Annotated in this window: 22 protein-coding genes; 6 read left to right on the top strand and 16 right to left on the bottom strand. The window is 46.6% G+C overall.

What is annotated here, in order from left to right:
* The first annotated feature begins 150 nt into the window (after positions 1–150).
* A complete protein-coding gene (locus GJB61_RS21275) occupies positions 151–1,410 on the top strand; it encodes a BaiN/RdsA family NAD(P)/FAD-dependent oxidoreductase (RefSeq protein ID WP_154121046.1) in 1,260 nt (419 codons plus the stop codon).
* Between the two features lie 90 nt (positions 1,411–1,500).
* Here GJB61_RS21275 and GJB61_RS21270 read toward each other — a convergent pair whose 3' ends face one another.
* The 5 genes from GJB61_RS21270 to GJB61_RS21250 all read right to left on the bottom strand — a co-directional run bounded on the left by GJB61_RS21270 (position 1,501) and on the right by GJB61_RS21250 (position 6,771).
* Positions 1,501–2,385, bottom strand: coding sequence for an anti-sigma factor domain-containing protein (locus GJB61_RS21270; RefSeq protein WP_154121097.1), 885 nt, complete (start codon positions 2,383–2,385; stop codon positions 1,501–1,503).
* Positions 2,378–2,956, bottom strand: coding sequence for an RNA polymerase sigma factor (locus GJB61_RS21265; RefSeq protein ID WP_154121045.1), 579 nt, complete (start codon positions 2,954–2,956; stop codon positions 2,378–2,380). Before GJB61_RS21265 ends, GJB61_RS21270 begins: the two co-directional genes overlap by 8 nt.
* A gap of 81 nt (positions 2,957–3,037) precedes the next feature.
* The gene (locus GJB61_RS21260; RefSeq protein ID WP_195724423.1) at positions 3,038–4,297 is read right to left on the bottom strand and encodes an ABC transporter permease; all 1,260 of its coding nucleotides are present in this window, start codon (positions 4,295–4,297) and stop codon (positions 3,038–3,040) included.
* Positions 4,294–5,103, bottom strand: a complete 810-nt coding sequence (locus tag GJB61_RS21255; RefSeq protein ID WP_154121043.1) for an ABC transporter ATP-binding protein — start codon at positions 5,101–5,103, stop codon at positions 4,294–4,296. The genes GJB61_RS21260 and GJB61_RS21255 overlap by 4 nt, the downstream gene beginning before the upstream one ends.
* 324 nt (positions 5,104–5,427) lie before the next feature.
* Entirely contained in the window at positions 5,428–6,771 is a 1,344-nt protein-coding gene (locus GJB61_RS21250; protein WP_154121042.1) for an MFS transporter, read from the bottom strand.
* A 347-nt stretch (positions 6,772–7,118) separates the two neighbouring features.
* Here GJB61_RS21250 and GJB61_RS21245 point away from each other — a divergent pair, with 347 nt between their 5' ends.
* Positions 7,119–7,586, top strand: a complete 468-nt coding sequence (locus tag GJB61_RS21245; RefSeq protein WP_154121041.1) for a MarR family winged helix-turn-helix transcriptional regulator — start codon at positions 7,119–7,121, stop codon at positions 7,584–7,586.
* Between the two features lie 115 nt (positions 7,587–7,701).
* Here GJB61_RS21245 and GJB61_RS21240 read toward each other — a convergent pair whose 3' ends face one another.
* Positions 7,702–8,256, bottom strand: coding sequence for a GNAT family N-acetyltransferase (locus GJB61_RS21240; protein ID WP_154121040.1), 555 nt, complete (start codon positions 8,254–8,256; stop codon positions 7,702–7,704).
* Between the two features lie 125 nt (positions 8,257–8,381).
* Entirely contained in the window at positions 8,382–8,672 is a 291-nt protein-coding gene (locus GJB61_RS21235; RefSeq protein WP_154121039.1) for a hypothetical protein, read from the bottom strand.
* Positions 8,673–8,873: 201 nt separating this feature from the next.
* On the opposite strand from GJB61_RS21235, the gene GJB61_RS21230 reads away from it, so the two are divergent.
* Positions 8,874–9,353, top strand: coding sequence for a GAF domain-containing protein (locus GJB61_RS21230; protein WP_154121038.1), 480 nt, complete (start codon positions 8,874–8,876; stop codon positions 9,351–9,353).
* Positions 9,354–9,450: 97 nt separating this feature from the next.
* Here the strand turns inward: GJB61_RS21230 and GJB61_RS21225 are convergent, their stop codons facing one another.
* The 3 genes from GJB61_RS21225 to GJB61_RS21215 form a co-directional block, all read right to left on the bottom strand.
* Positions 9,451–11,880, bottom strand: coding sequence for a glycogen/starch/alpha-glucan phosphorylase (locus GJB61_RS21225; RefSeq protein ID WP_154121037.1), 2,430 nt, complete (start codon positions 11,878–11,880; stop codon positions 9,451–9,453).
* Between the two features lie 109 nt (positions 11,881–11,989).
* Positions 11,990–13,093: a glucose-1-phosphate adenylyltransferase subunit GlgD gene (gene glgD, locus GJB61_RS21220; RefSeq protein WP_154121036.1), complete on the bottom strand. Its 1,104-nt coding sequence runs from the start codon at positions 13,091–13,093 to the stop codon at positions 11,990–11,992.
* A gap of 23 nt (positions 13,094–13,116) precedes the next feature.
* Positions 13,117–14,280, bottom strand: a complete 1,164-nt coding sequence (locus tag GJB61_RS21215; protein WP_154121035.1) for a glucose-1-phosphate adenylyltransferase — start codon at positions 14,278–14,280, stop codon at positions 13,117–13,119.
* 466 nt (positions 14,281–14,746) lie between these two features.
* Between GJB61_RS21215 and GJB61_RS21210 the strand changes: the two genes are divergently transcribed.
* The 3 genes from GJB61_RS21210 to GJB61_RS21200 all read left to right on the top strand — a co-directional run bounded on the left by GJB61_RS21210 (position 14,747) and on the right by GJB61_RS21200 (position 17,796).
* Positions 14,747–15,433 carry a response regulator transcription factor gene (locus GJB61_RS21210; RefSeq protein WP_154121034.1) on the top strand — a complete coding sequence of 229 codons (687 nt, stop codon included), beginning with the start codon at positions 14,747–14,749 and terminating at the stop codon, positions 15,431–15,433.
* Positions 15,430–17,058 (top strand): sensor histidine kinase, encoded by a 1,629-nt coding sequence (locus tag GJB61_RS21205; protein WP_154121033.1) that lies wholly within the window; start codon positions 15,430–15,432, stop codon positions 17,056–17,058. The genes GJB61_RS21210 and GJB61_RS21205 overlap by 4 nt, the downstream gene beginning before the upstream one ends.
* 171 nt (positions 17,059–17,229) lie before the next feature.
* Positions 17,230–17,796, top strand: a complete 567-nt coding sequence (locus GJB61_RS21200; protein WP_154121032.1) for an FAD-dependent oxidoreductase — start codon at positions 17,230–17,232, stop codon at positions 17,794–17,796.
* A gap of 165 nt (positions 17,797–17,961) precedes the next feature.
* Here the strand turns inward: GJB61_RS21200 and galU are convergent, their stop codons facing one another.
* The 6 genes from galU to GJB61_RS21170 all read right to left on the bottom strand — a co-directional run bounded on the left by galU (position 17,962) and on the right by GJB61_RS21170 (position 24,955).
* The gene (gene galU, locus GJB61_RS21195; RefSeq protein WP_338116010.1) at positions 17,962–18,855 is read right to left on the bottom strand and encodes a UTP--glucose-1-phosphate uridylyltransferase GalU; all 894 of its coding nucleotides are present in this window, start codon (positions 18,853–18,855) and stop codon (positions 17,962–17,964) included.
* 18 nt (positions 18,856–18,873) lie between these two features.
* The gene (locus GJB61_RS21190; protein ID WP_154121031.1) at positions 18,874–19,857 is read right to left on the bottom strand and encodes a glycosyltransferase family 2 protein; all 984 of its coding nucleotides are present in this window, start codon (positions 19,855–19,857) and stop codon (positions 18,874–18,876) included.
* 83 nt (positions 19,858–19,940) lie between these two features.
* Entirely contained in the window at positions 19,941–22,091 is a 2,151-nt protein-coding gene (locus tag GJB61_RS21185) for a glycosyltransferase family 39 protein (protein WP_154121030.1), read from the bottom strand.
* Between the two features lie 206 nt (positions 22,092–22,297).
* Entirely contained in the window at positions 22,298–23,110 is an 813-nt protein-coding gene (locus tag GJB61_RS21180; protein WP_154121029.1) for an aminoglycoside phosphotransferase family protein, read from the bottom strand.
* Positions 23,111–23,128: 18 nt separating this feature from the next.
* Entirely contained in the window at positions 23,129–23,752 is a 624-nt protein-coding gene (locus GJB61_RS21175) for an alpha/beta hydrolase (RefSeq protein ID WP_154121028.1), read from the bottom strand.
* Between the two features lie 96 nt (positions 23,753–23,848).
* Complete coding sequence (locus GJB61_RS21170) at positions 23,849–24,955, bottom strand: GerAB/ArcD/ProY family transporter (RefSeq protein ID WP_154121027.1); 1,107 nt, start codon at positions 24,953–24,955, stop codon at positions 23,849–23,851.
* Positions 24,956–25,140: the final 185 nt, after the last annotated feature.

The raw sequence follows: 25,140 nt of genomic DNA, 5'->3' as shown, positions 1-25,140 counted from the left end.
ATTAAAACATACAAGCGCTTTCTTTACAACGTTAATAACTAAAAAATTAACATGGCTGTTTATGCGAATATAAACGCCGTCATTTTGCTATTATTACGGAATGCTATAGAATATTATTAAAGACAAATTTAGGAGCATGATGAATGATGAATGATGTATGACGTAATTGTTATTGGCGGTGGCTCTTCAGGATTAATGGCCAGCGTATCCGCCAGTCAATCTGGCGCAAAAGTTCTCTTGATAGATAAAGGGGATACTCTGGGGCGCAAACTTGGAATCTCTGGTGGGGGGCGCTGCAATGTCACCAATGCGAAAGAAATTGAGGACTTGATTAAGCATATACCGGGGAATGGACGCTTTTTGCGCAGTGCTCTGGCCTCTTTTAGCAACAGAGATATTATAGATTTTTTTGAAGGCATGGGTATCAAGCTCAAGGAAGAAGACAACGGCAGGATGTTCCCAGTATCCGACAAAGCCAAAACTGTTGTTGACGCCCTGGTGAATAAGATTCGTTCGCAAGGAGTTCATATCAAAGTGAATAGCCCTGTTAAAGAGGTGCTCTACCAGGATGGTTCTGCCAAAGGGGTCCGATTAAGATCTGGTGAAATATTCAACAGTAAATCAGTCATCGTCGCCGTTGGAGGTAAATCTGTTCCTCAAACAGGTTCACAGGGAGATGGTTACGCGTGGGCTGAACGTGCTGGACACTCCGTAACGGAACTTTACCCTACCGAAGTACCGCTTACTTCTAATGAATCTTTTATAAGAAACAAAGAATTTCAGGGACTTTCTCTTCGAAATATAAGCTTGTCTGTCTGGAATCCTAAAGGGAAAAAGATTATTGAGCATGAAGGTGATATGCTTTTTACGCATTTTGGAATTTCCGGTCCTACCTCTTTACGTTGCAGTCAGTACGTGGTCAAAGCATTGAAGCAATTCGATGTTCCGACTGTGTTAATAACGTTAGATATGTTTCCTGAAAAAACAGTGGATGAGATTTACAGCGACACTTTAACTTTAGCTAAGAATGATGCAAAAAAAGCGATCAAAAACGTGTTAAAAGGATTGTTGCCTGAACGGATGATCCCAATACTGCTGAGTAAATCCGAATTAAATGAAGATATAACCTTCAGTAATATCCCCAAGCAGGCTTGGCTAAATTTAGCCAAACTAATTAAGGCCTTCCCGATTGAGGTGAATGGCACTTTATCCATCGAACAGGCTTTTGTTACCGGTGGTGGCGTTAATTTAAAAGAAATCGATCCCAAAACCATGGAATCGAAGCTGACGAAGGGTCTCTTTTTCTGTGGTGAGATCCTTGATATACATGGTTACACCGGAGGTTATAACATTACCGCGGCTTTTACAACCGGGTATACGGCTGGGATTAATGCTGCAGCTGTAGAATAGCCTATAAATTATCATATCAAATAAAACAGCGTAACCCTGTAGGGTCACGCTGTTTTATTTATATAGCCGTTTACTAGCCAATTCCAGCTGTTACTCTGCTAACTTGGCCGTTAGAATCATCCGTCCGCGCGGCTGCTCTCCTTGGCCGTCCGGCTCCAGTGTGATAGCCACTGTATCATACCCTTGTGGATCAAAGGTGTAATACATCGCGCCTGTACCCTGTGAGGATAGGAAGGTGCCTGCGCTTTGCTTGACATCCCCTTTAATAAGCCATACCTGGAAGGCCTCGCTGCCGCTCAGCTCGGGAAGTTTCTCCGCCTGTACCAGCAAGTGAGTTCCTTTGGTATCCAGCACAATTGTCACTAAGCCCAGCGCTACAATATCCTGAGCAGCTGGGGCTAACTGAACTACTTTGTCAACCTTGAGCTCCTGGGACGGGGCGCCAGCTAACGCCAACTGCTCCTGCAAACCGGCCACATCCTTAGTGGAAGCCGCCAGCTCAGTCCGCAGCCCGCTGACATTCCCCTGCAGTATTGCCGAATAAATAGCCAGTGCTACAGCCAACACCGCCAGACCTGCACATACCATACGCAGTCGATTCCTGCGCTTAGTTGGGAGTCTGTGCAGCTTCGTTTGAGGAGAAGGAACTGAACTGCTTGGCACAGAAATTTCCTGATCCTCTGTACTTTCCGAGGATTCTCTCGTGCTGGTATCATCAACTGTACTGCTTGGAGCTGCAGCTCTGCCAGCCGCCAGTACACGCCCTAGCACACGATTCTTCATACTAACCGGAGGCGTTACTTCGACTGCTGCCAACGGCAGCGCATCCATAATTCTCTTCAGCTCTCCCAACTGTTCCATGCACTCCGCACAGCCGGACAGATGCTCTTCGAATTTTTGTTGATCAGCTTCATCCAGACCGCCCAGCACGTATATTTCCACCCATAAGCAGAATTCATCCTGAAGGCTATCCATGATATCCTTCCCTCCTACCTTCAAACACTAAGCGCTTTTTCATCTGCTTCAAAGCTTGTCGTACGCGGCTGTTGACGGTTCCAAGCGGGATATTGTAGCGCGCCGAGACCTCCTGCTGGGTCATGCCGCCATAGTAGATGGAGTCGATGACCTGCTTCTGATCCCGGCTAAGCTCGGTCAGAATCTCGCGCATACATTGTCCCTCACTTTTGACCTCCACCTGTACGTCCGGATCTACCCACTCACCGGTTACAGAGTTTAACGTTGTATCTTCCGCAGGAATACCTCTGTCCCTAACTGATTTTCGGCGCAGCATATCTACTGCTATCTTCCTTGTTAAGGCAAACAGCCAAGCTGCAAGCTTATCTTGAGTATCATCAAATCGCTCACTATGTGACCAGACGCGCCGGAATAGCTCCTGCACAACCTCTTCTGCATCTATATCCTGCATAATTCTATAAGCAAAGGAATACACCGCCTTCTCATAGCGGTCATAAAGCCACTCCAGCGCTACAGGGTCCTCGTCTCCGATTCGTTTCATTAACTCATTGTCATCCAGAGCTTCTGCCATAAGGGAACCCCTCTCACTATTCTCCCTCTATATTAACCTTCACGGGAAGCTTTGAAGAGGAAAGCTTTCATTAAGCAGAATTTATCTCTCCAAACGAATCGTACTGAATACCTTGGCAACCACGAATCCGATCATGGCGCCGAAAGGAATAAAGAGTATTAGTCCCCACCAACCGTAGATAGAGAAACATACCACTGCGGCACACATTACCGAGAACGGCATCAACAAGATAGGCACTGCACGGGAACCCGCTTCGGCTTTCTGTTCCTTGGTGAACGGTAAGATACCGATATAATCATCTCTTACAAATGTACGCCAGAACGAGAACAGCCAATTGGCCATGAGGGATGTAAGAATAAGGAGCAATATCCACTTCAACCCTGCGGGAACAATAAGAATAGCTATAGCTGATACACTGGTAAAGCTCGCATAAAGCTTCAAATTCGCGGGATTACGGATGAGCGATTTGATGGCAGCGGCTGAAAGTCTGCTCTCCGGTTCCTTGGAGGACAACAGCAGCTGCGATCGGCGGAATATCCAGGGCTTGTAACGTGTTGGACGCGGCTTACCCAGAACACGGCGCAGCATTAAGGCCGCAATTTTCATCCGCTGTTTGTAATCCTCACGCACATCATTCATAAAGGTTCCACGCAGCTTTAGGCGATAACGAATAGCCAGACCAGTAACAACAGTAAATAGAAGAGCAGCTACCCACAAAAGAGCCGGGTAGTCATTCCAGAGCAGCACCACTCTTAAATATATACCACAAGGCACGACAATCGCCGGAATCTGCCACAACCACCGCTGCCAGCCTTGGCGCTGTACTTTCACTATGTGCGCCAGCAGCTTGATGCTCCAGCCACAGGTAATCGACAGGATCAACAGCGATAGAGCCGCCTCTGAACTTAAACCATAACCCCTAATGATAAAGGGCAGCAGCAATCCAATGACAGCAGCTATCTTCAGCGTAGTTACGACAAGGCTATAGATAGTCCCCCGCAGTATAATCGCCCTGATCCAGGTCTCTCGCTGCCTGAGAAATAACAGGTCGCCTTCCAGCAGCAAGAGCACCATCCCTCCTGAAGCTAGTAGCAACACAAGTAATATGGGAATGATCATAAACGGTATAGATGTACTCCAGGCTGGAAGATCATCTACCCAGAAGCCGTAGTAAAAACGTCCGCCCAGAAGCCCACCTGGGATAACAATGTAGAGCAGCACGGTCCAGTCTGCCGCCGTACGGACGATAGCACTTTGCTCACGCCAATGTGAGATCAGCCGTCGCAGGAATAGCCGCGGACCTGTAGGAAAAGCAAACGATACACGTCCCCGATCACTCATGTCAATTCGTCGAAGCAATCAAACAACGACGCCTCCGGTAATCCGGCGATGGATCGGATCGTCTCCAGATTGCCCGAAGCGGTCACTTTGCCTCCGGAGATCAATACAAAGTCATCGCAAATTTTCTCAGCTGTATCGAGAACATGCGTAGACATCAACACACCAGCCCCACGCTTGCGCTCTGCCTGCAACAGCTTCAAGAAATCCTTGGTGGCACGGGGATCCAGCCCTAAAAAAGGCTCGTCCACAATATAAACATCCGGTTGGACCAGAAAACCGAGCATTAGCATCATTTTTTGCTTCATCCCTTTAGAGAACCCGGCAGGGAGATCATTGCGCACATTTTCCATTCCGAACTGCTTCAGCAGTCTCTCAGCGGTTTCCTCAAATACCTCGTACTTCAGACCATAGGCTGCTCCCGCCAAATCCAGGTGCTCCCAAAGCGTCAGGTCTTCGTAAAAAACCGGCTGCTCCGGTACATAAGCGTAAGACTTGTTAACTCCACCCAGCGTTACCTTAGCCTTGGCATGCTTCAGCAGACCCAGCAGCGTCTTGATAGTTGTGCTTTTCCCCGCACCGTTCGGCCCGATCAAGCCTAGCAATTGGCCCCGCCGCACCTGAAATGAGATATTAGTAATGCGTGGATCTCCTGCTTCATAGCCCGCTTCATCAATGGTAACGTCTAGAACGATATCATCATCTTCATCTTCATCTTCATCTTCATCTTCATCTTCATCTTCGTCATATACCACATCTTCTATTTCATCCTCAGCGTTAAGCTCCTGTGGTTCCTCTGTCTCTTTCATACTACTCCATCTCCTACATCTATATTGTTTGTCTCAGCCTATGGTGTTTAGTACAAGGGTAGACAGTAATGCGATCATATCATCCTCGGCTATCCAGCGCTATTACATGATAGTACTATACGGTAATATTCGCAAAGATGGGAACTGTATTTTTCACAAAATGCACAGATATTTGATCTATTCCCAGCTTGGTAAGGAATGATACAAGAAGATTTGCCCAAATTGCTTAACCTTAAATAGCAAAGAGCTGTATTCAACATTAATTTGAATATCAGCTCTTTGCTCAGATATAGGGTATACTTGCCAACCTGTAGCACCTCTGCATTAAGGATTTGTCTGTCCAACTAGCTCACTAGGGTACAGATTTATTGCCCCCTTCTGGAGCTTGGTAACCGCTTCGTCTTTCCGCTCAATTCCAGCACGCAGGAACAATAACATAACTCCAATCAGCAGTGTAAGCATCCCTGACAGAATGAAGGCTGGTATGGGTCCTGACGCGGTCACTAATGCCCCTCCAGCTACCGGTCCGAGAACAACAGCTGCACTCGTCAGGCTGGCTATGGTTCCGAATACGCGGCCCGTATACGCTTCTGGGGTCCGCTGTTGCAGCATGGATTGAAAGGGAATGAAAGCTAAACCCGCACCTACTCCGGCGAGCAGGAAAGAACCGAACAAAGCTATATTCAACCAAAGACCCGCTTCAAAAAAAGCAGTTGCCAGAGCTGCACAAGTAAAGACGGCTCCCATAATCACTGCACCCGTTCCCATAAAGATAAGCGGACGTTTACCACTCCCCAGCTGTCCTACCACCAGTGCCGACAGCAGTGTTCCCAATCCACTAGCTCCCACGCACCAACCCAGCAGATCTCCGTTAATTCCGGGAATGATCCTGAAGAGCGTCACCAGCTGTGAATCGGCTATTTGCATGACCAGCAGTACAGCAACCAGCATGACAATTCCACTCAGTACCGCAGGCATTCCGGCAATCACACGTAGACCGGCAGCCATCTCCTCACGGAAAGATTCCTTTACGGGCAGCCTCCCAGCACTGTTCTCTCCGCGCACTTCCTTGAACATCCCAACGCGCGGGATGCCCAGCAGAATGATCGCCGACAGAAGATAAGTCGCAGAGTTGATCACATAACATGCGGAAATGCCGAATCCCGCCACCAGTAGACCTCCAAGAGCTGGCCCGACGATTTTGGTGATTTGCTCTATGGAGGAGCTGAGTGCAACTGCACTATCCATTTGCTCTGGGGGAACAAGCTCCTTGAGCTTGCCGCTTTTTGCCGGAGAGAACAGCACATCCATAACACCTTTAGCCAGCAGCAAGATATATACCTGCCATAGTGAGCCGGCAAACACCAGACCCCCTACGATTCCAACACGAACGATATCCGAAACAATCATCAGCATCTTGCGGTTCACCCGATCACTTAAGTAGCCAGCAAATGGTCCACCCAGCAGCATAGGCACTGCCATACATAATGTTAAAGCCGTAATCTCCCACGGTGTTGCATTCCATTTCAAACCAACCATCGTCAGCAATGCTAGCAAGTATAACCAATCTCCTACATTCGACACTAGCTGTGCCGCCATTAGCAGCATAAAAGGCCTATTAGCCGTCAACTTTCCTGCTGTGACCTCATGATTCTGCATTTCGTTCATAACACTCAACTCCCCTGTTCTGCTGATAACCTCTTGCCTTATAGTAAAATATTAGGAGCTCATTTTCATCGGGCCGGAGGTGTAAACGGTAGCGGTACCAGGGGATGATATTGCCCTACGTTCAGGGACGGAATTGGCAAAAAGGACTTTATTTATACCTCTCAAAAAATTGTTTGATTTTTAATAGTTAAAAGTGTGCTCATTGTGACAAATCACATGTCCATCGTTCTTTCTTTGCCGTATTGTAAGGTTATATTAGGATCGCTGCACAGGGACCCTTGCATTTAAGGCAATGACATAAGACCGTGCGACGAGTTCACACGATTACGATAGAGGGTGGAGAAGCAATGATACAATCATATGAACGTGATACTCAATTAACACTGCATTTGTACCGGGTATTCGCCAAGTCTTTCAAGAGCATCAACGAGCATGCCGTTACCGGCAGCAAGATCGAAGGCTTCAATCCGACAGCTTTCGCTGTTATGGAAGTTCTGTACTATAAGGGTGCACAGCCTATCCAGCAGATTGGTGCTAAGCTACTGCTGCAAAGCGGCAATGTCACTTACGTAATCGACAAGCTTGAGGAGCGCGGCTACCTGCAGCGCAAACCTTGTCCGAGCGACCGCCGTGTGATATTTGCGGAGTTGACTACGGAAGGCGAACGCCTGATGAACGAAATGTATCCGAAGTATTCGGAACGTCTTGACCTTGCCTTCAGCGGACTTAATGATGAAGAGAAGGAACAGATGATTATCTTGCTCAAGAAGATGGGCCTACAAGCTGAGAAGCTGTCCCCACTTCCTCGTAAGTAAATTCGTTATAAGACTTTTCTACGAAACTGTAAAAAGTTAAACCCCAGCTAGTCTCCGATTGGAGATTTACTGGGGGTTTTTCGGTTTATTGTGAACTGCTGAGATTGTGGATGGCTCATCGCCACTCTTGACGCAGCAACGCAAACAGATCCACATCCTGAAAGCCGGACGGTGTATGACGGTACTGCCGCAATAGACCTTCCCTCTGGAAGCCAAGTGTGTCCACCAGTTGGTGGGCGCGGACATTGTCCGGATAGCAATAAGCCTCGACCCGATTCAGTCCCATCGTTGTGAAGCCATATTCCAGTACAAGCTCTAACGCTTCCTTCATATATCCTTGCCCCCAGAAGTCAGGCGATAAATCACAGCCAATTTCACCCCGATAGGCTCCCGGCAACTGCCAGCTATTGTAACCACAGCTACCCATGACTTCACCTCCAGGCCCCACTATACTCCAGCGAAGATTCTCCTCTTCCAGCGCCATTTTCGACAGAAGAGCAATCAGCTGTTCCGTCTCGGTTACGGAAGACAAAGGTGGGGCTCCCAGCCACGGAACAACCTCTGGATGACTCCAAATGCGGAATAGTGCTGCCGCATCTTCATTCTTCATCGTGCGCAATTCTAGTCTTCGTCCGGTCAGTGTAGGTATTGCCCCATTGCACAGGTACAAAGCGCTCGCCCCCTTTCAGCTTATCAATTATACATCATTTGAGTTCAAGCCAAATAGCGCCTGAAGCAAATAATGAAATCATTACCTGCTTCAGACGCTGCCCAGTTACGACTGTATTCAAATCTTTAGTTTGCTGCTTTAATCGGCTTAAGTACCTCTGTATATAACACTTGAAGCTTGGCCTGAATCGCTTTGAATTCTTCAATTCCTGTGCCGGTAAGACTGTACGCCTCACCATGGGCGGTCAGAAAGTTCTCCTGAGTTAAGCGCTCCAACTCCTGCTTCACTTCACGTTCCGCTACTCGGTATCCTAGATTCTCTAATTCAGGCTGCATTTCCAACAAGGTCAGATCCCTTTCATGTGCACAATAAAGCATATGAATACCTATGAACAAGTTCTGTACATCGGCGCGCATGGTCCACCCCTTTCAGCTCAAAGCTTTAGGTATTAATAAAAAATATTACCCTCTGGGTGAAAACTGGAAACATCGCCATGAATATATTAATCATCCAAGCCAAAAAAATATCCAGCCTTGACTTCCTCCGCATAGCTGTACTATGTTGTTATTTATAGATAATCGTTCTAATTGACTGAGCGTACAGGAAGGTGATGTAACATGTTTCAAGCTATGCCTTACGATGGAACACGCAGTGAGCAATTTGAAGCTGTTCTAGTCCAGCTCGGGGCCCTAATGAAAGATGAGCCCAACGTTATAGCCAATCTGGCGAATGCTTCTGCGCTGCTTAAACATTCTTTACCCGATACCAATTGGGCAGGTTTCTATTTATATGACGGCAAAGAGCTTGTACTTGGCCCTTTTCAAGGTTTACCCGCATGTATTCGAATTCCGTTGAATCGTGGAGTATGTGGAACTGCCGCAACAGAGCGCCGCACCCTTGTAGTGGGTGATGTGCATGCTTTTCCAGGACATATCTCCTGTGATGCAGCCTCGAACAGTGAGATTGTTGTTCCACTACTTAAGAATGACCAACTGCTCGGTGTGATGGATATTGACAGCCCGCTCAAGCACCGCTTCGATGATGAAGAACGCCGGTTTCTCGAACGGTTTGCTGCTATGGTGTCAGGGGTTATGTAATCCGCACTAGTCTTGTTCAAAATAAAAGGAACGGCTGCTCTTTTCCCATTTCCGGAGAAGATGCAGCCGTTCCTTTTTTGCTATTCAGGTAAATCCATTACATCCGGACAGGACTAATATTCCAAATCTCGGCAGCATATCGACTGATTGTATTATCGCTGGAGAATTTACCCGAATGGCCAATGTTGATAATCGACTTCTTCAGCCATTCCTTCTGATTGCGGTAAGCACGGTCAATTTCAACATGGGTCTCGACATAGCTAGCAAAATCTTTGAGTACGAAGAACTCATCATTGTTCTCGAGCAACGACTGAAAAATCGGTAGAAACTCCTGGGTGTGTGAACCAAATGGCCCTGTAACTAGCTGATCCAGCACTTCCTTTACCCTGCTGTCACTATTATAGATATCACGTGCATGATAACCACCATATTGATAGTAATCAAGCACCTGCTCTGCACGAAGACCAAACAGGAACATATTATTGTCCCCCAGCATTTCATGCATTTCCACGTTGGCTCCATCCATTGTACCGATGGTCAAAGCTCCATTCATCATAAACTTCATATTCCCGGTGCCGGAGGCTTCCTTACTAGCAGTAGAAATCTGCTCACTAACATCAGCCGCCGGAATGATTTTCTCTGCGAGAGAAACCGAATAGTTCTCTAGGAAGAAGATACGGATCTTACCCTTCACATCCGGGTCTTTGTTGACCACATCGGCAACTGTATTAATCAGCTTAATAATCCGCTTCGCCAAGTGGTAGCTGGGCGCTGCCTTTGCTCCAAAGATAAACGTACGCGGCACCATATCCATCGATGGATTATCTTTGATCTGATTATACATATGAATAATATTCAACACATTCAGCAGTTGACGTTTATAGGCATGCAATCTCTTTACTTGCACATCGAAGATAGAGTCTGGATCGACCAGCTCACCATGCTTGCTGCTGATGTATTTAGCAAGCTTCAGCTTGTTGCGGCGTTTAATACCGGCAACCTGCTCCTGGAATGAAGCATCCTCACAGTATTTGATCAGACCAATCATTTCCTGGGGATGATGCATCCAGCGAGTGCCGATTGAATCATTGATCAATCCAGTTAACTCCGGGTTGGCATGCTGCAACCAGCGCCGATGGGTAATCCCGTTCGTCTTATTGTTAAACCGGTGCGGATACATCTCGTTGAATAGCCGCATTTCGCGTTTCTGCAATATTTCCGTATGTAGCGCCGCTACTCCATTAACGCTATGACTGGCCACAATGGCTAAATGAGCCATGCGGACCTGATCATCATGAATAATCGCCATCTGGGAAATCCGGTCCTGATCACCTGGATATTTACTCATCAATTCGCCGCAGAACCGGGCATTGATCTCTTCGATAATGAGAAAAATACGCGGCAATAGCTCCTTAACCATCTGAATCGGCCATTTCTCAAGTGCCTCACTCAGAATCGTATGGTTCGTATACGACACCATGCGGTTCGTAATTGACCAAGCCTGCTCCCATTCCATTCCATGCTCGTCCATCAAAATCCGCATTAACTCTGGGATAACCAGCGTCGGATGCGTATCATTAATATGAAGGGCAACTTTGTCAGGTAGAGATTCATATGGAAGCCCGAGCTTGCCAAAAGTTCGTAGAATACTTTGCAATCCTGCGCTGCAGAGGAAATATTGCTGCTTCAAACGAAGTAGCTTACCCTCGTACTGTGAATCATCTGGATAGAGAAACTCAGAAATGGATTCTACAGAACGTTTGTATTCCAAAAATTTATGATAGTCTGTTCCAGCTAAAGAGCCAAAGGTTTGAGCGGGCTGGGTAATGGACTCCGCACTCCAGTTACGCAGCGTATTCACATGCCGCTGGTCAGCGCCAATAACAGGCACATCGTAAGGAATGGCACGGACTGCTTCATAATCCTTATGTTCAAACGTCAAATGTCCGTCTACTGCATTAGTCTCCACATGTCCCCAGAACCTTACTTCCACCTGCTTGTCTTCACGGCGTACTTCCCATACGTTAGGATTCTGCAGCCAGTAATCGGGCAGTTCCACCTGATACCCGTCAACGATTTTCTGCTCGAACAAGCCGTATTTATAACGTATGCCGCAGCCATGCCCTGCATATTGCAATGAAGCCAGTGAGTCAAGGAAACAGGCAGCCAAGCGGCCAAGGCCTCCATTGCCAAGTCCCGCGTCAGCTTCCTCCTCCTCAATATCCAGCAGACAAAAACCAAGCTCAGACAAACCCGCACGCACAACTTCCAGCACACCCATATTCAGCAGGTTATTGCCTAGAAGTCTACCGATCAGAAACTCCATTGAAAAATAGTATACCTGCTTGTCCTTATCGGCTTTGTACCTCTGATTGGTATCCGCCCAATTTTTTCCGGCATTCTCGCGGATCATGTTGCCCAAAATGTTGTAGATATCGGCGTTAGAAGCTTCTTCGAGCGGCTTGCCCAATTTTCCGATGAGTGTCTCGCGGAACACTTGTTTGAAAGTTTCTTTATCGTTAAACAACAGCTGGTTCCTCCTGACAAACTCTTTATTTAGAAGCGCAATGGACTTATCATTTGGAGTTCAGGTGTACTAAAGAGTGACTTTAATTCACCTGAACTAAAAATAGCTGTTAGATCTTGCTGCTCTTAGCGATGACGAATGGACGTTTGCTATCCCCGACTAGTATGCGATCTTTACTCAAATGTACGTCTTTATCCATAATGACGTTCTCAATGATGGCATTCTCTTCAATTATGCATTTCTGCATAATAATAGAGTTAGTAATCCTAGCTCCCTTACGTACCTGCACACCCCGAAAGAGAACACTGTTCTCCACCGTTCCGGCAATAATGCAGCCGTTAGCGAGCAGCGAGTTGCTGACATTGGCACTTTCCAGGTAACGGGTAGGGGCCTCATATTTTATCTTCGTCTGCACTGGATTCTCTTTAAACAGCCCGAAGTAATTATCCTGCTGGAGCAATTCCAGACTGTTCTTATAATAGCTTTCCAATGAGTTAATTACGGAGTGATAGCCCTTATACTCATATCCAGAAATTTTGAATTTGTGTCTGTTCTTCTGGATAATATCCCGAAAAAAGTAACTTTCACCATGAGCGATACAATACTCCACCTGCTCCAGAAACAACTTTTTCTCCATAATGAAAATATCCAAATATAGATTATGATGGTCTTTCTCATGATGGATATTTGTTACTTTATTCTCTTCATCCACTTCTACCCGCAGACATAGATCATGCTCCGGCTGAAGCTGATCAATCTTCTTATACACCAGCGTAACATCTGCCCCTTGCTCCATATGGAACTGGTACAAGTCCTGAAAATCAATGCTGTTGATGTGCTGAGTACCGGAGAAGACGATATATTTAGCAGCTGCCCGTTTGAAAAAATCCAAATTGTTATGATAATGCTGCAGATCTCCAAGAGACGTATCCGTTGGATCGTTCCAGTCTGGCGGCAGGATGAAGAGGCCTCCGTGCTTACGGTTCATGTCCCAAGACTTACCGTCACCCAGATGATCCATCAGTGAGCGGTATTTACGACGGACGAACAGCCCTACGCTCTCCAGATCTGCCCGCATCATGTTAGATAGTACAAAGTCAATCAATCGGTAACGGCTGGCAAATGGTACGGCTGCGCCGCAGCGAAAATAGGTTAACTCATTTAATTTATCCAATTCATGGTCAAGATTGATTACCCCCATGAGTTGCTTCATCAGAATCCACCGTCCTCTACTGGTTATATGGTTTTGGCTGCAACAGATTTCCGCTTTTGACTACGATTATCGACCAGCAGAATTTCGTTTTCATTCTCCCGTTCGACGCCGATTTCCATATAATCCTCGATTACCGTATTTTCACTTATAATCGCTTTATGAATCCGCACATTCTTACCAATCTTCACCATCGGCATAATGACCGAATCCGTAATCACACTGCCTTCACCCACTTCTACGCCGTAAAAGAGAACCGAGTGTTTAACATCGCCATATACCCTGCAGCCTTCATTAATAATACAGCTGGACACCTTGGCTCCCGGTGCAACATATTGTGCCGGTTGATTCGGGTTGCGAGTAAATATACGCCAGTTAGGATCATTTAGGTTAAGCGGAGGATTATCGCTGAGCAGATCCATGTTCGCTTCCCACAAGCTGTCCACTGTACCTACATCCCTCCAATATCCTTCAAAAGGATAAGCATACAGAGACATGCCGTCTTCCAGCATCAAAGGAATAATATCCTTGCCAAAATCATGCGAGGAACCCGCATTCTCGCCATCTTCCAATAAGTGCTTACGGAGAACATCCCATTTAAAAATGTAAACCCCCATCGAGGCAAGTGTACTCTTAGGCTTCGCAGGTTTCTCATCAAATTCATAAATTTTCAGATCTTCATCTGTATTTAATATTCCAAAGCGGCTTGCTTCTTCTAGTGGAACATCAATCACAGAAATTGTGCAATCAGCGTTTCTTTCTTTGTGATACTGCAGCATAGCATTATAGTCCATTTTATAAATGTGGTCACCCGAAAGAATCAGAACATGCTCGGGATCAAATTGATCAACAAATTTTAGATTTCGGTAAATCGCATCGGCCGTTCCCCGATACCAGCTGCTTCCGTTCTCCCGTTCATGTGGTGGCAATACGAATACGCCGCCATTCTTACGGTTCAAGTCCCAATCGCTGCCTATTCCAATATATGAATGCAGCACAAGCGGCTCATACTGAGTCAGCACGCCTACTGTATCAATACCCGAATTGGTACAGTTACTTAAGGGGAAATCGATAATTCGGTAAGTCCCCCCAAAATAAACAGCGGGCTTGGCAATGGATTTGGTTAATCCCTTCAACCTTTTCCCTTGGCCTCCCGCCAATAGCATAGCTACCATTTCTTTTTTCTTCATAGAAGAGCCTCCCTTAAACTTATGGGTAGTGAAGCAAAACAAAATTTGGTTGAATGAATTATACAGTGTAATAATGACTCCAAAGTAGATATTCAAAAATGAAGGAACTAAAAAGAAATAATAATGGGTAGGAAGCTTAATCAGGTTACCAAACGGGGGAACATACAGATTCGGGACAGGTTACCGAATATGGAGACATCTCTCCAAAATCGGGATATTATCCTTATTGTAAAGTGTTCTAGAGCAGCCGTCAAAACCCTTTATCACTGGATCATAAAACTCCTGATTTTTTGATCAGGTTCCTTATTAATCAGATTAATCCTTCTTATTATTAGATTAACCAATTTGATGAGAAATGAAAGATTTTTATTATTCCAATATTAAAAACAATGCTCTATTCTTCAGCAAACGTTCAACCGCGTGTGTCATAATGTATCTATCTATTACTGAAAATGGAGGAGTCCGAATGAAAGCTTCCCAAGGTGTGCGACTGCTGCTCGTAGATGATGAGCCACATATACTCCAGTTCCTGGAACTGGGTTTGATAAATGAAGGATTTGAAGTGAGAACTGCCCCAGACGGATTAACAGCGATAGCTGTCGCTGCAGATTTCAAGCCCCATGTCGCAATTCTGGATGTGATGATGCCAGGTATGGACGGCTTCGAGCTGTGCCGCTACCTCCGTTCGGAGGAGGCTGAACTTGCCGTCATCATGCTTACCGCAAAAGACGAGATAGATGATCGCGTTAAAGGATTGTCTATTGGAGCTGATGATTATATGGTCAAACCCTTCAGCTTTGACGAGCTGCTAGCCCGTATTCAGGCAAGGCTGCGCAATCAGTTTCCCGGCTTGCTCGGGGAGGTTCGTTGTGGCCCTTTTCGAATCGATGGAAGGAGAAAAGAAATCCGTCATAAGGAGGAGGTTCTTGAACTCTCTCCTACGGAGTACGAACTGCTGCAATATCTGGTCATTAATCATGGCCTTGTACTGAGCAAGCCCATGATCCTCGACAAGGTATGGGGCTATGATTTTGGCGGCGAAGAAAATATTGTTGAAGTCTACATCCGTTCACTCCGTGAAAAGCTAGGGGATAAGGAACACCGGATCATACGCACCCTGCGGGGGGCTGGCTACAGGGTGGACTTTGTATGATTGCCCGTATAAAGAAGTTCTTCCGACGACTGCCTGCTCCACGCTCCTTACGCAAGCAGTTGTTGGCTATCTCACTCCTTATTCTATCAGGACTGCTTCTGCTAATCGGAGTACTGCAATATGTTCTGATGCGGGATTTCATATACAGCAATAGAGCGGAGTCCATGGAAACACAAATGCGTTCGGTTCCACGCGAATTTTATTACACCTTCCTGTATCTCTCCGAGGATGACACAATAAGTGGAGACGGTACTGCCAACAACAATACCAATGCAGAATTCAACCCTCCCAATGGAGAAATTCCAAACGGGAACGGCTTTAATTCCAAGAGCGGAGGCATCACCGATAGTGAAGGCACACTACGAAAAGCCGGGGATAGACGCCCCCTTCTGCTGGATGCCCATACGACGATTGCTATTTATAGCTCAGACGGTACCTTTCGTGATTTCCAGCAAGAAACTTTGGCGGATTCCACTGCCCCAAAATTGACCAATGAGGAATATAATAAGCTGCTGCTCAATCACACTACAGACCGAGCAACAGGGGATTATAGGCTCATAACAGCTGAAGACGGCAGTGAGCACCTAGCCGTATTCATGAATCTGGGCAGGCCCGGAAATTCCAAGCTATTGCTGCAAATGAGTGTGAACACGGGACCTTTGACAGATGTGATCATGCAGCAGCTGCTTATTTTCGCAGCATTGTCCGTAGTGGCTCTGCTGGCTGGTCTCTTCATGTATTTACCCGCGCTGCGAAAAACGCTGATTCCTTTATCCAATATGGGTGAAGCCGCTCAGATCATAGATGCTGGGAATTTAGATGTGCGCTTTCCTGTTGAACAGGGGCAGACCGAGATTGACAAATTGTCCCAGTCCTTTAACGGTATGCTGGAACGGCTTGAAATATCCTTCCGAAATGAACGGGAAGCCAAGGAACAGATGCGCCGGTTCGCAGCAGATGCATCGCATGAGCTGCGAACTCCGCTTACTTCCATTCACGGTTTTCTGGAAGTACTGCTGCGTGGAGCCGCCGACAACCAAGAACAACTGTACAGTGCCTTGCGTAGCATGCATGGTGAATCGAAGCGAATTAACAAGCTGGTAGAGGATCTGCTATTGTTAGCTCGGATGGATGGTGCTCCGCAACTGCGGGTTACGAATCTGCTAATTGGGGAAGTCATTGCTGAAATGAAGCCTAATCTTCTGTTGCTGGCCGGAAACCGTAAGGTCACCTTCGATATCTCCTATGGCATACGTGGTATGTACGACCCTGATAAAATAAAGCAGGTTATACTCAATCTATTTCACAATGCAGTACAGCATACGGATGCAGAACAGGGCGATATCCATCTCTCCTTGAATGCTCGGGATACCCATGCAGAACTGATCATTCGTGATAATGGCTTTGGTATCACAGCCGAACATATCCCACATGTCTTCGACAGGTTCTACCGCAGCGACTCTTCACGCACTCGCAAATACGGTGGCTCAGGCCTGGGTCTATCCATTACAAAGTCCATCATAGAGGCCCATAGCGGAGAGATTAGTGTGAGCAGCACGCCGGGTGAAGGCACCACCTTCCTGGTTACCCTTCCTTGTCTGAAAGGATTAGCTAAAGAGCTGTAACCAACGTTATAATAGTAAGTGTTAGGAGCTTATGCTTACGATGTGGTTTTATTACGAAGTGATGCCAAAGAAGCAGATGCTCCATAAAACTAGGCTTATGCTTACGATGTGGTTTTATTACGAAGTGATGTCAAAGAAGTAGATGCTCCATAAAACTTAGGAGGCCAAATTATGTATGAGATCGCTATTATTGGTGCGGGTCCTGCGGGCGCAAGCGCAGCCTTATTCGCCGCCAAAGCAGGTAAAAAGACGCTATTGATCGACAATGACAAAGGTATGACTCGTAGAGGATGGTATGAGAATTATTACGGAATCTCCGAAATAGGGGGACCCGATCTGGTTGAGACCGGACATAAACAAGCGGTGAAGTTTGGTGCGGAGCTAGTATCGGAACAGGCCGTCAAGCTCTCTCCAAGCGGCGAAGGTTTTGTTATTGAAAGTGAGAGCGGCATAAGCTATGAAGCCAAACATGTAATCCTTGCCACCGGCGTTCTGACCGATCTGGCAGCCCTGGCTGGCGTAGAAACTAAAGATGGCACAGAGCCAAGAATCAAAACAGTCATCGCTGTAAATACAGAAGGCAAAACGAACATCGAAGGCATCTGGGCCGCCGGCACCGTAGCCGGAGTAAGTGTACATGCCATCATTACTGCAGGCGACGGAGCCAAGGTTGCCATTAATATTATCAGCGAGTTGAACGGCGCACGATTTGTTGATCATGATGTTCTAAAAGCATAATGTCTTCGATACCTCCGGAAGCGGACTCCCTAGAGTCTGCCTTCTGGAGTTTTTTTGCCATTAACTGAAAAATAATAACGCAAAAAGGCTGTTTCAAATTAGCAGGGTCTGTAGACCCTGGCAATTTGGAACAGCCTTATAAATTGCGAAGCTTTGTACCCTCCGTTAGAGTGATTTAGCCGTTACGGTTAACTCAGCGACCAGCTTCCGTAAATAGGGCAGCAGCAGTGGGCGCAACTCTTCCCGCTGCAAGCCGATTTCCAGCGTAGCTTGAATGTAACCAAATTTGTCACCGATATCATATCGCTTGCCAATCAGATCAAGAGCCAGCAGCCCTTCGCTGCGGCATACTTCATGCAAGGCATCCGTCAGCTGATATTCACCGCCAGCCCCACGTTCCAGTTTAGTCAACGCCGAGAATATCGAAGGCTGTAAGATATACCGTCCCATAATCGCGTTCTCCGACGGTGCAGCCTGGGGCGTTGGCTTTTCAACTAGTCCACTCACCTCATGTACACCATTCAAGGAACCATTAGAGGCGATAATCCCATATTTATTGACCTCTTGTCTAGGAACTTGCTGGACACCAACAATTGTCTTCTCTGTCTGCTCATACAGTTTCATCATTTGCGAAATCGCTGGGGTTTCCGAGATCATAATATCATCGCCGAGCAGAACTGCGAACGGTTCATCGCCGATAAACTGCTCGGCACAGAGGATGGCATGTCCTAGGCCTAACGGTTCTTTTTGCCGGATATAATGTATGGTCGCCAGTTCACTGATCGCCTGCACTTCGCGCAGCAGATCTAGCTTTCCTTTTTCCAGCAGTACTTGCTCCAGCTCCACCGATTTATCAAAATGGTCCTCAATCGACTTCTTGTTGCGTCCTGTCACAATAATAATGCTCTCAATTCCAGATCGGACCGCTTCCTCCACAATGTATTGAATGGCCGGTTTGTCGACAATAGGCAGCATTTCCTTCGGTTGGGCCTTGGTTGCCGGCAAGAATCGAGTGCCTAGTCCAGCGGCAGGAATAACAGCCTTTTTGATCTTCACGATGAATCACTCTCCTGCACTTTATTTATGGAGATGGGCTACCCGGTGCTCCTGTACATCCTGCTGCTTCTTTCCTCCATAGAACTCCTGAACAATATAGAGCGGACGACCCTTTGACTCATCATATATCCGTCCGACATATTCGCCCAAAATTCCCAGCATGACAAGCACAAAACCATTGAAGGTAAGTGTGATGCCGATCATCGACGCCCAGCCCTTAACGGCCTCGTCCGTAAAGATCGCCAAGTAGAACACATACATAAGGTACAGAAACCCGGATGCGGACAGCAGAGCTCCTAGATATCCAGCCAGCTTCAGCGGTTTATAAGAGAAAGAAGTAATGCCATCGAGCGACAGCTTGATCATACGCTTCAGCGGATATTTGGTTTCTCCGGCCAGACGTTCGTCACGTTCATATTCAAGCGCCTTCTGACGAAAGCCAACCCAGCTAACCAGGCCTCGTACAAAGCGGTTTTTCTCCGGCAGACGTTTAAGCTCATTGACTACTTTACGGTCCATGAGACGGAAATCGCCTGTATCCACCGGGATGGAGATATCGGTTGAATAACGCAGTACTCTGTAAAAGAGGCTAGCCGTCCACTTTTTAAATAAGGATTCACCCTTACGTTTGATACGCTTAGCATAGACAACCTGATAACCATTTTTCCATTCCTCGATCATTTTGAGGATCAGCTCTGGAGGGTCCTGCAGATCCGCGTCAATAATGACTACTGCCTCCCCCAGTGAATAATCCATTCCTGCTGTGATCGCTACCTGATGCCCGAAATTACGAGACAGATCAATCAGCTTTACACTCTCATCCCAGTAACTGTACTCCTCTATCATTTGCGCACAATTGTCAGTACTTCCGTCATTGACGAAAATAAGCTCATAGATCTCACCGGTCGTTCCCATCACTTTCTTGATTCGCCGGTACGTTTCCTGAATAACTGCCTCTTCGTTAAACATCGGTATAATAATGGAATAGCGCACTGTAGTACTCATGAGCAGCTCCTCCTCTAATTTGTAATCATGAAGCGCGCTACAGCTAGGCTCGAAAACGCGCTCCCGGTTAACTAAACACAATCTTAGTTCAAAGTAATTTCGTATAATGTACCGCTGCTAGCACCCGTACCCTGCCAATCTGCGGCCGGAACCTCTGTTCCATTCTCCGTAATCCAGGTAGTCAGTTCAGAGTTTCCGCCGCGTCCGCCGCCCATACCTCCGCTCGATACTAGGAAGTATTTCACTTTCCCACTCTCAACCAACGCCTTCAGCGTATCAGTGGTATATACCGTATCTGAAGCATTGAAGCCGTTTAGAATGACCACTGCTGCACCTTCATCGATGATATAAGGAGCTGCTGTACTGTAATCCATAGCTGCGAACAGGTATTTCTCGCCAGTATTATGTTCCTGCAGATAGGTCAGCAAATTCTCATTGACCCCCGCAGAGCTGTTTGGGCCCATGGCGCCCAGGCTGCCAAGTGCTTGGTTAGTGGCAGCTTGATCTGTTGTTCCTGGACCGAACCCGCCTTGGCCGAACCCACCCATACCACTACTGCTGCTATCAGGTCCTGCTGCCGGAATCATACTGTTCAATCCATAAGTTATTGGAGTGGTTGCCCAGTAGAGTGGTCCAATTAGCAGAACAAGCAATCCAGCAACACCTAATGCATACATGAAGGGCTTATCCTTTCCTTTCATGACCATCAGTAGCAGAGCAACTACGATTCCGGCAGCCAGTACACCTATGGACCAACCGCTGCCAATAGTATCGTCATAAGGATGAATGATGTACCATTGGAAGACTGCTGTGACCAGCGTTGCTACTGGCAGGAGCCAGGATAACCAACCTGTTCGTTCCCGGTATAAGCTCCATAACTGTGACCAGCCTGCACCAACCAGTGCGGCAATCGGCGGAGCCATCATCACCAGATAATATTGATGGAAGAAACCTGCGATACTGAAGAAGCCCATAATGGGCACCAGCCAAGCCAGCCAGAATAAAGCTTCTTTATGCTTTTGCGTAAAGTTTTTTCTGCGCAAACTGGCGAATATTCCGATACAGCCGAACAATAAGAACGGTAGTAACCAGCTGGCCTGACCCGACAGATCTTTCTGGAACAGCCGTAATGGACCAGCAGTTCCTGTATTAAACATTCCACCGGCACCACCACCGCCATTCATGCCGCCACGGGTGCCTTGGCCTCCATCTCCGCCACCAAATTTCCGTCCGTCAGCGTCTGATCCATTACTAGGCATCTGCCCTTGCATTCCGCCGTCTTCGGTGCCAGTTGCTGTGCTTCCCTGACCTGCAGTTCCTCGGCCACCATCGGTTCTGGTGCTATCCGTAGCCATTTGTCCACCTGTTCCGTTCATGGCTGGCATTTCACCATTCATTGCTGGGAAGTTGCCTGGCATGCCACCACCACTAGCGCCTGTACCATGATCGCCGGTCAAACGGGAAACCCCATTGTAACCGAAGGCAAGATTCAGTACAGAGTTAGTTCCACTACTGCCCATAAAAGGACGTTCACTTGCAGGGATCGAATCCACGGTAACTGCCCAAGATAGAGTGACCACTACTAATAAAATAGTGCTTGCTGCCAGTACAGCTATTTTCCGTTTCCAATTCACTTTAGCTGCCAGGATATAAAATAGATAAAAAGCCGGTAGTACCATATAAGCCTGCAGCATCTTCTCATTAAATCCAACACCAATCAGTGCGAAGGCAGCAAGCACACTACCCATTTTGTTGGACTTTGTTCCTTTGAATAGAAACCATGCAGCCAGCAAAAGAGTGAATACGAGCAGGGCATCAATGTTATTCGTGCGGCTGACAGCCGCTGCTACCGGTGTAACTGCCATAGCCAGTGCGGCTAAACGTGCAGCTGTTCGACCGAAGGTAGGCTTAACCAGCAGGTATACAAGCAATACCGAACCAACCCCACCTAACGCCTGCGGTAGAACTACGCTCCAGCCATGCAATCCGAAGATCAAAGCGAAAATAGTCTGAATCCAGAACGTTACCGGCGGCTTATCAACCGTTACCGAACCTGCGGAATCGAGTGAAATGAAGAAAAAGTTATGAAAACTTTGCATCATGCTCCCTACTGCAGTTGTATAATACGAATTTGCATATTGATCATTCCAAATTCCATAACCGTACAGAAACGCTGCAAGCAGCAAGATGACCAACAGAACAACATCTGAACCCATTTTCTTGAATAATCTCATGTCTCTCCACTCCTATCCATCTATAACTCTATAATCCCGGTAGTTATGCCTTCCCGGTTCAATCTTTCCATAATGGTATTATTGCACCCGTACCTTAACTCACAATGAATGCGGGCTGAATGTTTGCTGAATCAAGTACCCTAGCAGGATAACCTCTATTTCAACGCAAAAAAAGGCTCCATGGCATGGAGCCTTAGCTTGCCTCATTAACTGGCAGGTATGGAGTGCAGACGTTTACGAATTTCTTTAACGAGCTGTTCCTTCTCTTGAAGTGGAAGCCATTCCACCAACCTGGCAGCGGCTACTGGCAGAATCCATCGATCAATTTCTACATTAGAATGTCCCGACAAGCGGATATATTCCCGGATATATCCCTTAGTTAATCTTTTCCTAACGATACCTATCATTAATTTAGTCACGAGTGACGCTCTTGGTGGCATCGCCCCCATACTAAACATAACTACCGAACGCGCGGCATCTCCAGCTGGCTCTCCCGCCATTCCAGTCATCCAGTCGATAACCCACGTCTGTCCATCCATAAGCACATTGTCAGGGTGGAAGTCCCCATGACATAAATGTATTCCTTGTGGCAGCTTCTCCAAATGGGTTAGAATAGCTGACTTCTCATCTCCGCTTAACATGGGCGCCTTTATGATACAGCTCCTTAACATTTCCTTCTGCTCTCCGATGCCTTCTCCCGCCTCAAGTTTGTGCAGGTTGTTGTGCAACTCCGCCAGTTTCTTGGCATACTCGCTGGTCCTCCAAGGCTTCTCGCTCATCACCTTCAATAGTGTAGGACCATGAATTTGTTGAAATACAATACCTTTACGCTCTTCAATGGTTACGATCTCAAGAGGCTGTGGCGTACGAATGCCCTGTGCATGCACGAATTGGCTGATGGCGTACTCGCGAATAATATGCTGCTCCAGTACATCCTCTCGGTATAGCTTCACAATCGTCTGATCTTTATGCTCCCAAATTTCAGCTGTCCGGCCTTCTCCTACAAGCTTCCCATTCATGCAATCCCTCCATTTCGTTCAGACCAGCGCAGTGCGGAAAAATTCATGGTATATATTAATAATCACAATAAGTATAGCCAGTGACTCATTTACAGAGTCTACCTCCAGAGAGTGATTGGCATCATCGATGCGATAGACTTTAATATTGGATAACCCGTTAATCTCTCCGGAATGCTGTTCACTGAACAAGGGATCACTGCTCCCATAAATAAGGCTGCCCCGACTCTGTCGAATCAGCGGCAGAGTATCAGGCAAAGGAGTTAAATACAAATGGTCTGTCTTCTGCTGGATATCCAATGCTTTCGCTATCTTCCCTGCCACAACCGTCCCTATACTTTTGCTGATGAATATAAATTGCTCATAATCAGAAAGAGAGGCTATAGCTCCCATACATTCTTCGACAACGATGCTGATTTCCTCACGCTTAAACTCTGCTCTGGCACTCTGATAACCGTATTCCAGCAGCAGAATATCACATTCATACTCCCATGCAGTTTTAGCCGCATACTCCAGCAATGGTCGCTCTGCCGAATAATTTTTACCTGGAAAAATAACAACAAGCACCTTAGAGCCCTGTGAAATATGCTTATGTCTAACCTCTCTGCCCCAATAAGAGGGCATCACAATGTAGTTGACACTCAAGTGACTCTCTCCCCTCTGTATAATACTTACATACAGCAGACCTTTCTATTATTATAGCTATCTAATGCAGACTTTGGAAACCGTTATTTGCCAAGTCTACTGCTGTGTTGTTGGCTGCTTCTGCTTGCCTTTTTTGACCGTAATCTCGGCGCAAATCCATAGCAACACTGGAATAACCACCTGAAAGGGCAGCGCATATATCTTATAGATATGATAAGCAAAATATTGCATTTCCATAATATCTTTGTATATAAACTTGGAGAAGTATACCATGATCAATCCCATCTGCAGTACTACAGAGCGGTAGCTCTTGAGCTTGAAGACTTTAGCGATTCCGTTACACGTTACATATAAACATAAACTGACTTTAACAAAAGAGGCCGTCACAAAAACAATGGCTGATGATCCCTCGATCCTGGTCAGGAAATCACCTATATTAATCCTGCTCACGGCTACGTAAGAGGGGAAATATAAGCTGGACAGAATATCAGGACCAAGTACCAGCAAATTACGCACGGATACTGCAAGGATAATCCAACCGGCAATCAGCATTCCACTTAATAGAACCCGCTTGGCCGATCCTTTATTCGGAAGAACCGTGAAGGCGCCTAAGAATATTACAATCTCAGCAAATGGAAACGTAAAGGAACCCATCATATCGGAAAGAACCACTGGCCAACCGTTATCGAGTAACGGTTTCAGGTGTCTGTAATCGAATCTGGGTATCGATAAAATCTGGACAATAATAATCACAATAATGGAGAACAGCATCAGAAATTTAGCGCTTCTCCCCAGAACTTCAAGTCCCGCCTTAACCACCCAAATACAGAGCAGTCCAATACATAACATGGGTGCAATCATTGGCGTTTCAGTTAGAGCTACAGTGGCACTGAATTCCCCGAAGTTTCTAAGCACAAGTGCACCCAGATGCAGAGAATACCATATATACAAACAAGAGAGAATTCTCCCGAATAAGGACCCAAATACGAGTATCAGCATATCATAAAGATCCTTGCCCGGAAAAAGAACATGGAATCTGGCGTACATGAGCATAAGAGGAACCGCCAACATTATAGCAAGCAGCAAGGCAATCCAACTGCTATTGCCCGATTGTCCTGCCACTCCCATGAAGAGCGAGCTGCCGATAATAAACAGGATAATAATACTAATGGACTGTCCCGCCGGTATAATCTCTTTACTCATGTTCTACCTCCATTCAGGAGTGTGGTCTATAATAACTTTTTGACCCAGCTTACAATTATAGGTGAAGGACTAGGAATCGGCCACTTCATAGCCATCGCGAAGGCAATGAAGAAGGATATAAGGCACAAAGCCGAGCACATATAGAAATCCCGCTTCATCCCCTGCTTCAGCAACCCGTAAGGATC

Origin of the sequence: Paenibacillus monticola (assembly GCF_009664975.1) — a bacterium.
Lineage (GTDB): Bacteria > Bacillota > Bacilli > Paenibacillales > Paenibacillaceae > Paenibacillus_AQ > Paenibacillus_AQ monticola.
Note: the sequence above shows the minus strand (reverse complement) of the source record. Positions and strands in the feature narration are given on the sequence as shown.

Excerpts from the sequence above, each read along its gene's own strand:
- GJB61_RS21260 (WP_195724423.1), bottom strand. The coding sequence starts at position 4,297 with ATGAGTGATCGGGGACGTGTATCGTTTGCTTTTCCTACAGGTCCGCGG.
- GJB61_RS21210 (WP_154121034.1), top strand. The coding sequence starts at position 14,747 with ATGAAAGCTTCCCAAGGTGTGCGACTGCTGCTCGTAGATGATGAGCCA.
- GJB61_RS21245 (WP_154121041.1), top strand. The coding sequence starts at position 7,119 with ATGATACAATCATATGAACGTGATACTCAATTAACACTGCATTTGTAC.
- GJB61_RS21230 (WP_154121038.1), top strand. The coding sequence starts at position 8,874 with ATGTTTCAAGCTATGCCTTACGATGGAACACGCAGTGAGCAATTTGAA.
- GJB61_RS21235 (WP_154121039.1), bottom strand. The coding sequence starts at position 8,672 with ATGCGCGCCGATGTACAGAACTTGTTCATAGGTATTCATATGCTTTAT.
- GJB61_RS21215 (WP_154121035.1), bottom strand. The coding sequence starts at position 14,280 with ATGAAGAAAAAAGAAATGGTAGCTATGCTATTGGCGGGAGGCCAAGGG.
- GJB61_RS21185 (WP_154121030.1), bottom strand. The coding sequence starts at position 22,091 with ATGAGATTATTCAAGAAAATGGGTTCAGATGTTGTTCTGTTGGTCATC.
- GJB61_RS21180 (WP_154121029.1), bottom strand. The coding sequence starts at position 23,110 with ATGAATGGGAAGCTTGTAGGAGAAGGCCGGACAGCTGAAATTTGGGAG.
- GJB61_RS21275 (WP_154121046.1), top strand. The coding sequence starts at position 151 with ATGATGTATGACGTAATTGTTATTGGCGGTGGCTCTTCAGGATTAATG.
- GJB61_RS21250 (WP_154121042.1), bottom strand. The coding sequence starts at position 6,771 with ATGAACGAAATGCAGAATCATGAGGTCACAGCAGGAAAGTTGACGGCT.
- glgD (WP_154121036.1), bottom strand. The coding sequence starts at position 13,093 with ATGAAGCAACTCATGGGGGTAATCAATCTTGACCATGAATTGGATAAA.
- GJB61_RS21200 (WP_154121032.1), top strand. The coding sequence starts at position 17,230 with ATGTATGAGATCGCTATTATTGGTGCGGGTCCTGCGGGCGCAAGCGCA.
- GJB61_RS21190 (WP_154121031.1), bottom strand. The coding sequence starts at position 19,857 with ATGAGTACTACAGTGCGCTATTCCATTATTATACCGATGTTTAACGAA.
- GJB61_RS21265 (WP_154121045.1), bottom strand. The coding sequence starts at position 2,956 with ATGGCAGAAGCTCTGGATGACAATGAGTTAATGAAACGAATCGGAGAC.
- GJB61_RS21170 (WP_154121027.1), bottom strand. The coding sequence starts at position 24,955 with ATGAGTAAAGAGATTATACCGGCGGGACAGTCCATTAGTATTATTATC.
- GJB61_RS21205 (WP_154121033.1), top strand. The coding sequence starts at position 15,430 with ATGATTGCCCGTATAAAGAAGTTCTTCCGACGACTGCCTGCTCCACGC.
- GJB61_RS21255 (WP_154121043.1), bottom strand. The coding sequence starts at position 5,103 with ATGAAAGAGACAGAGGAACCACAGGAGCTTAACGCTGAGGATGAAATA.
- GJB61_RS21270 (WP_154121097.1), bottom strand. The coding sequence starts at position 2,385 with ATGGATAGCCTTCAGGATGAATTCTGCTTATGGGTGGAAATATACGTG.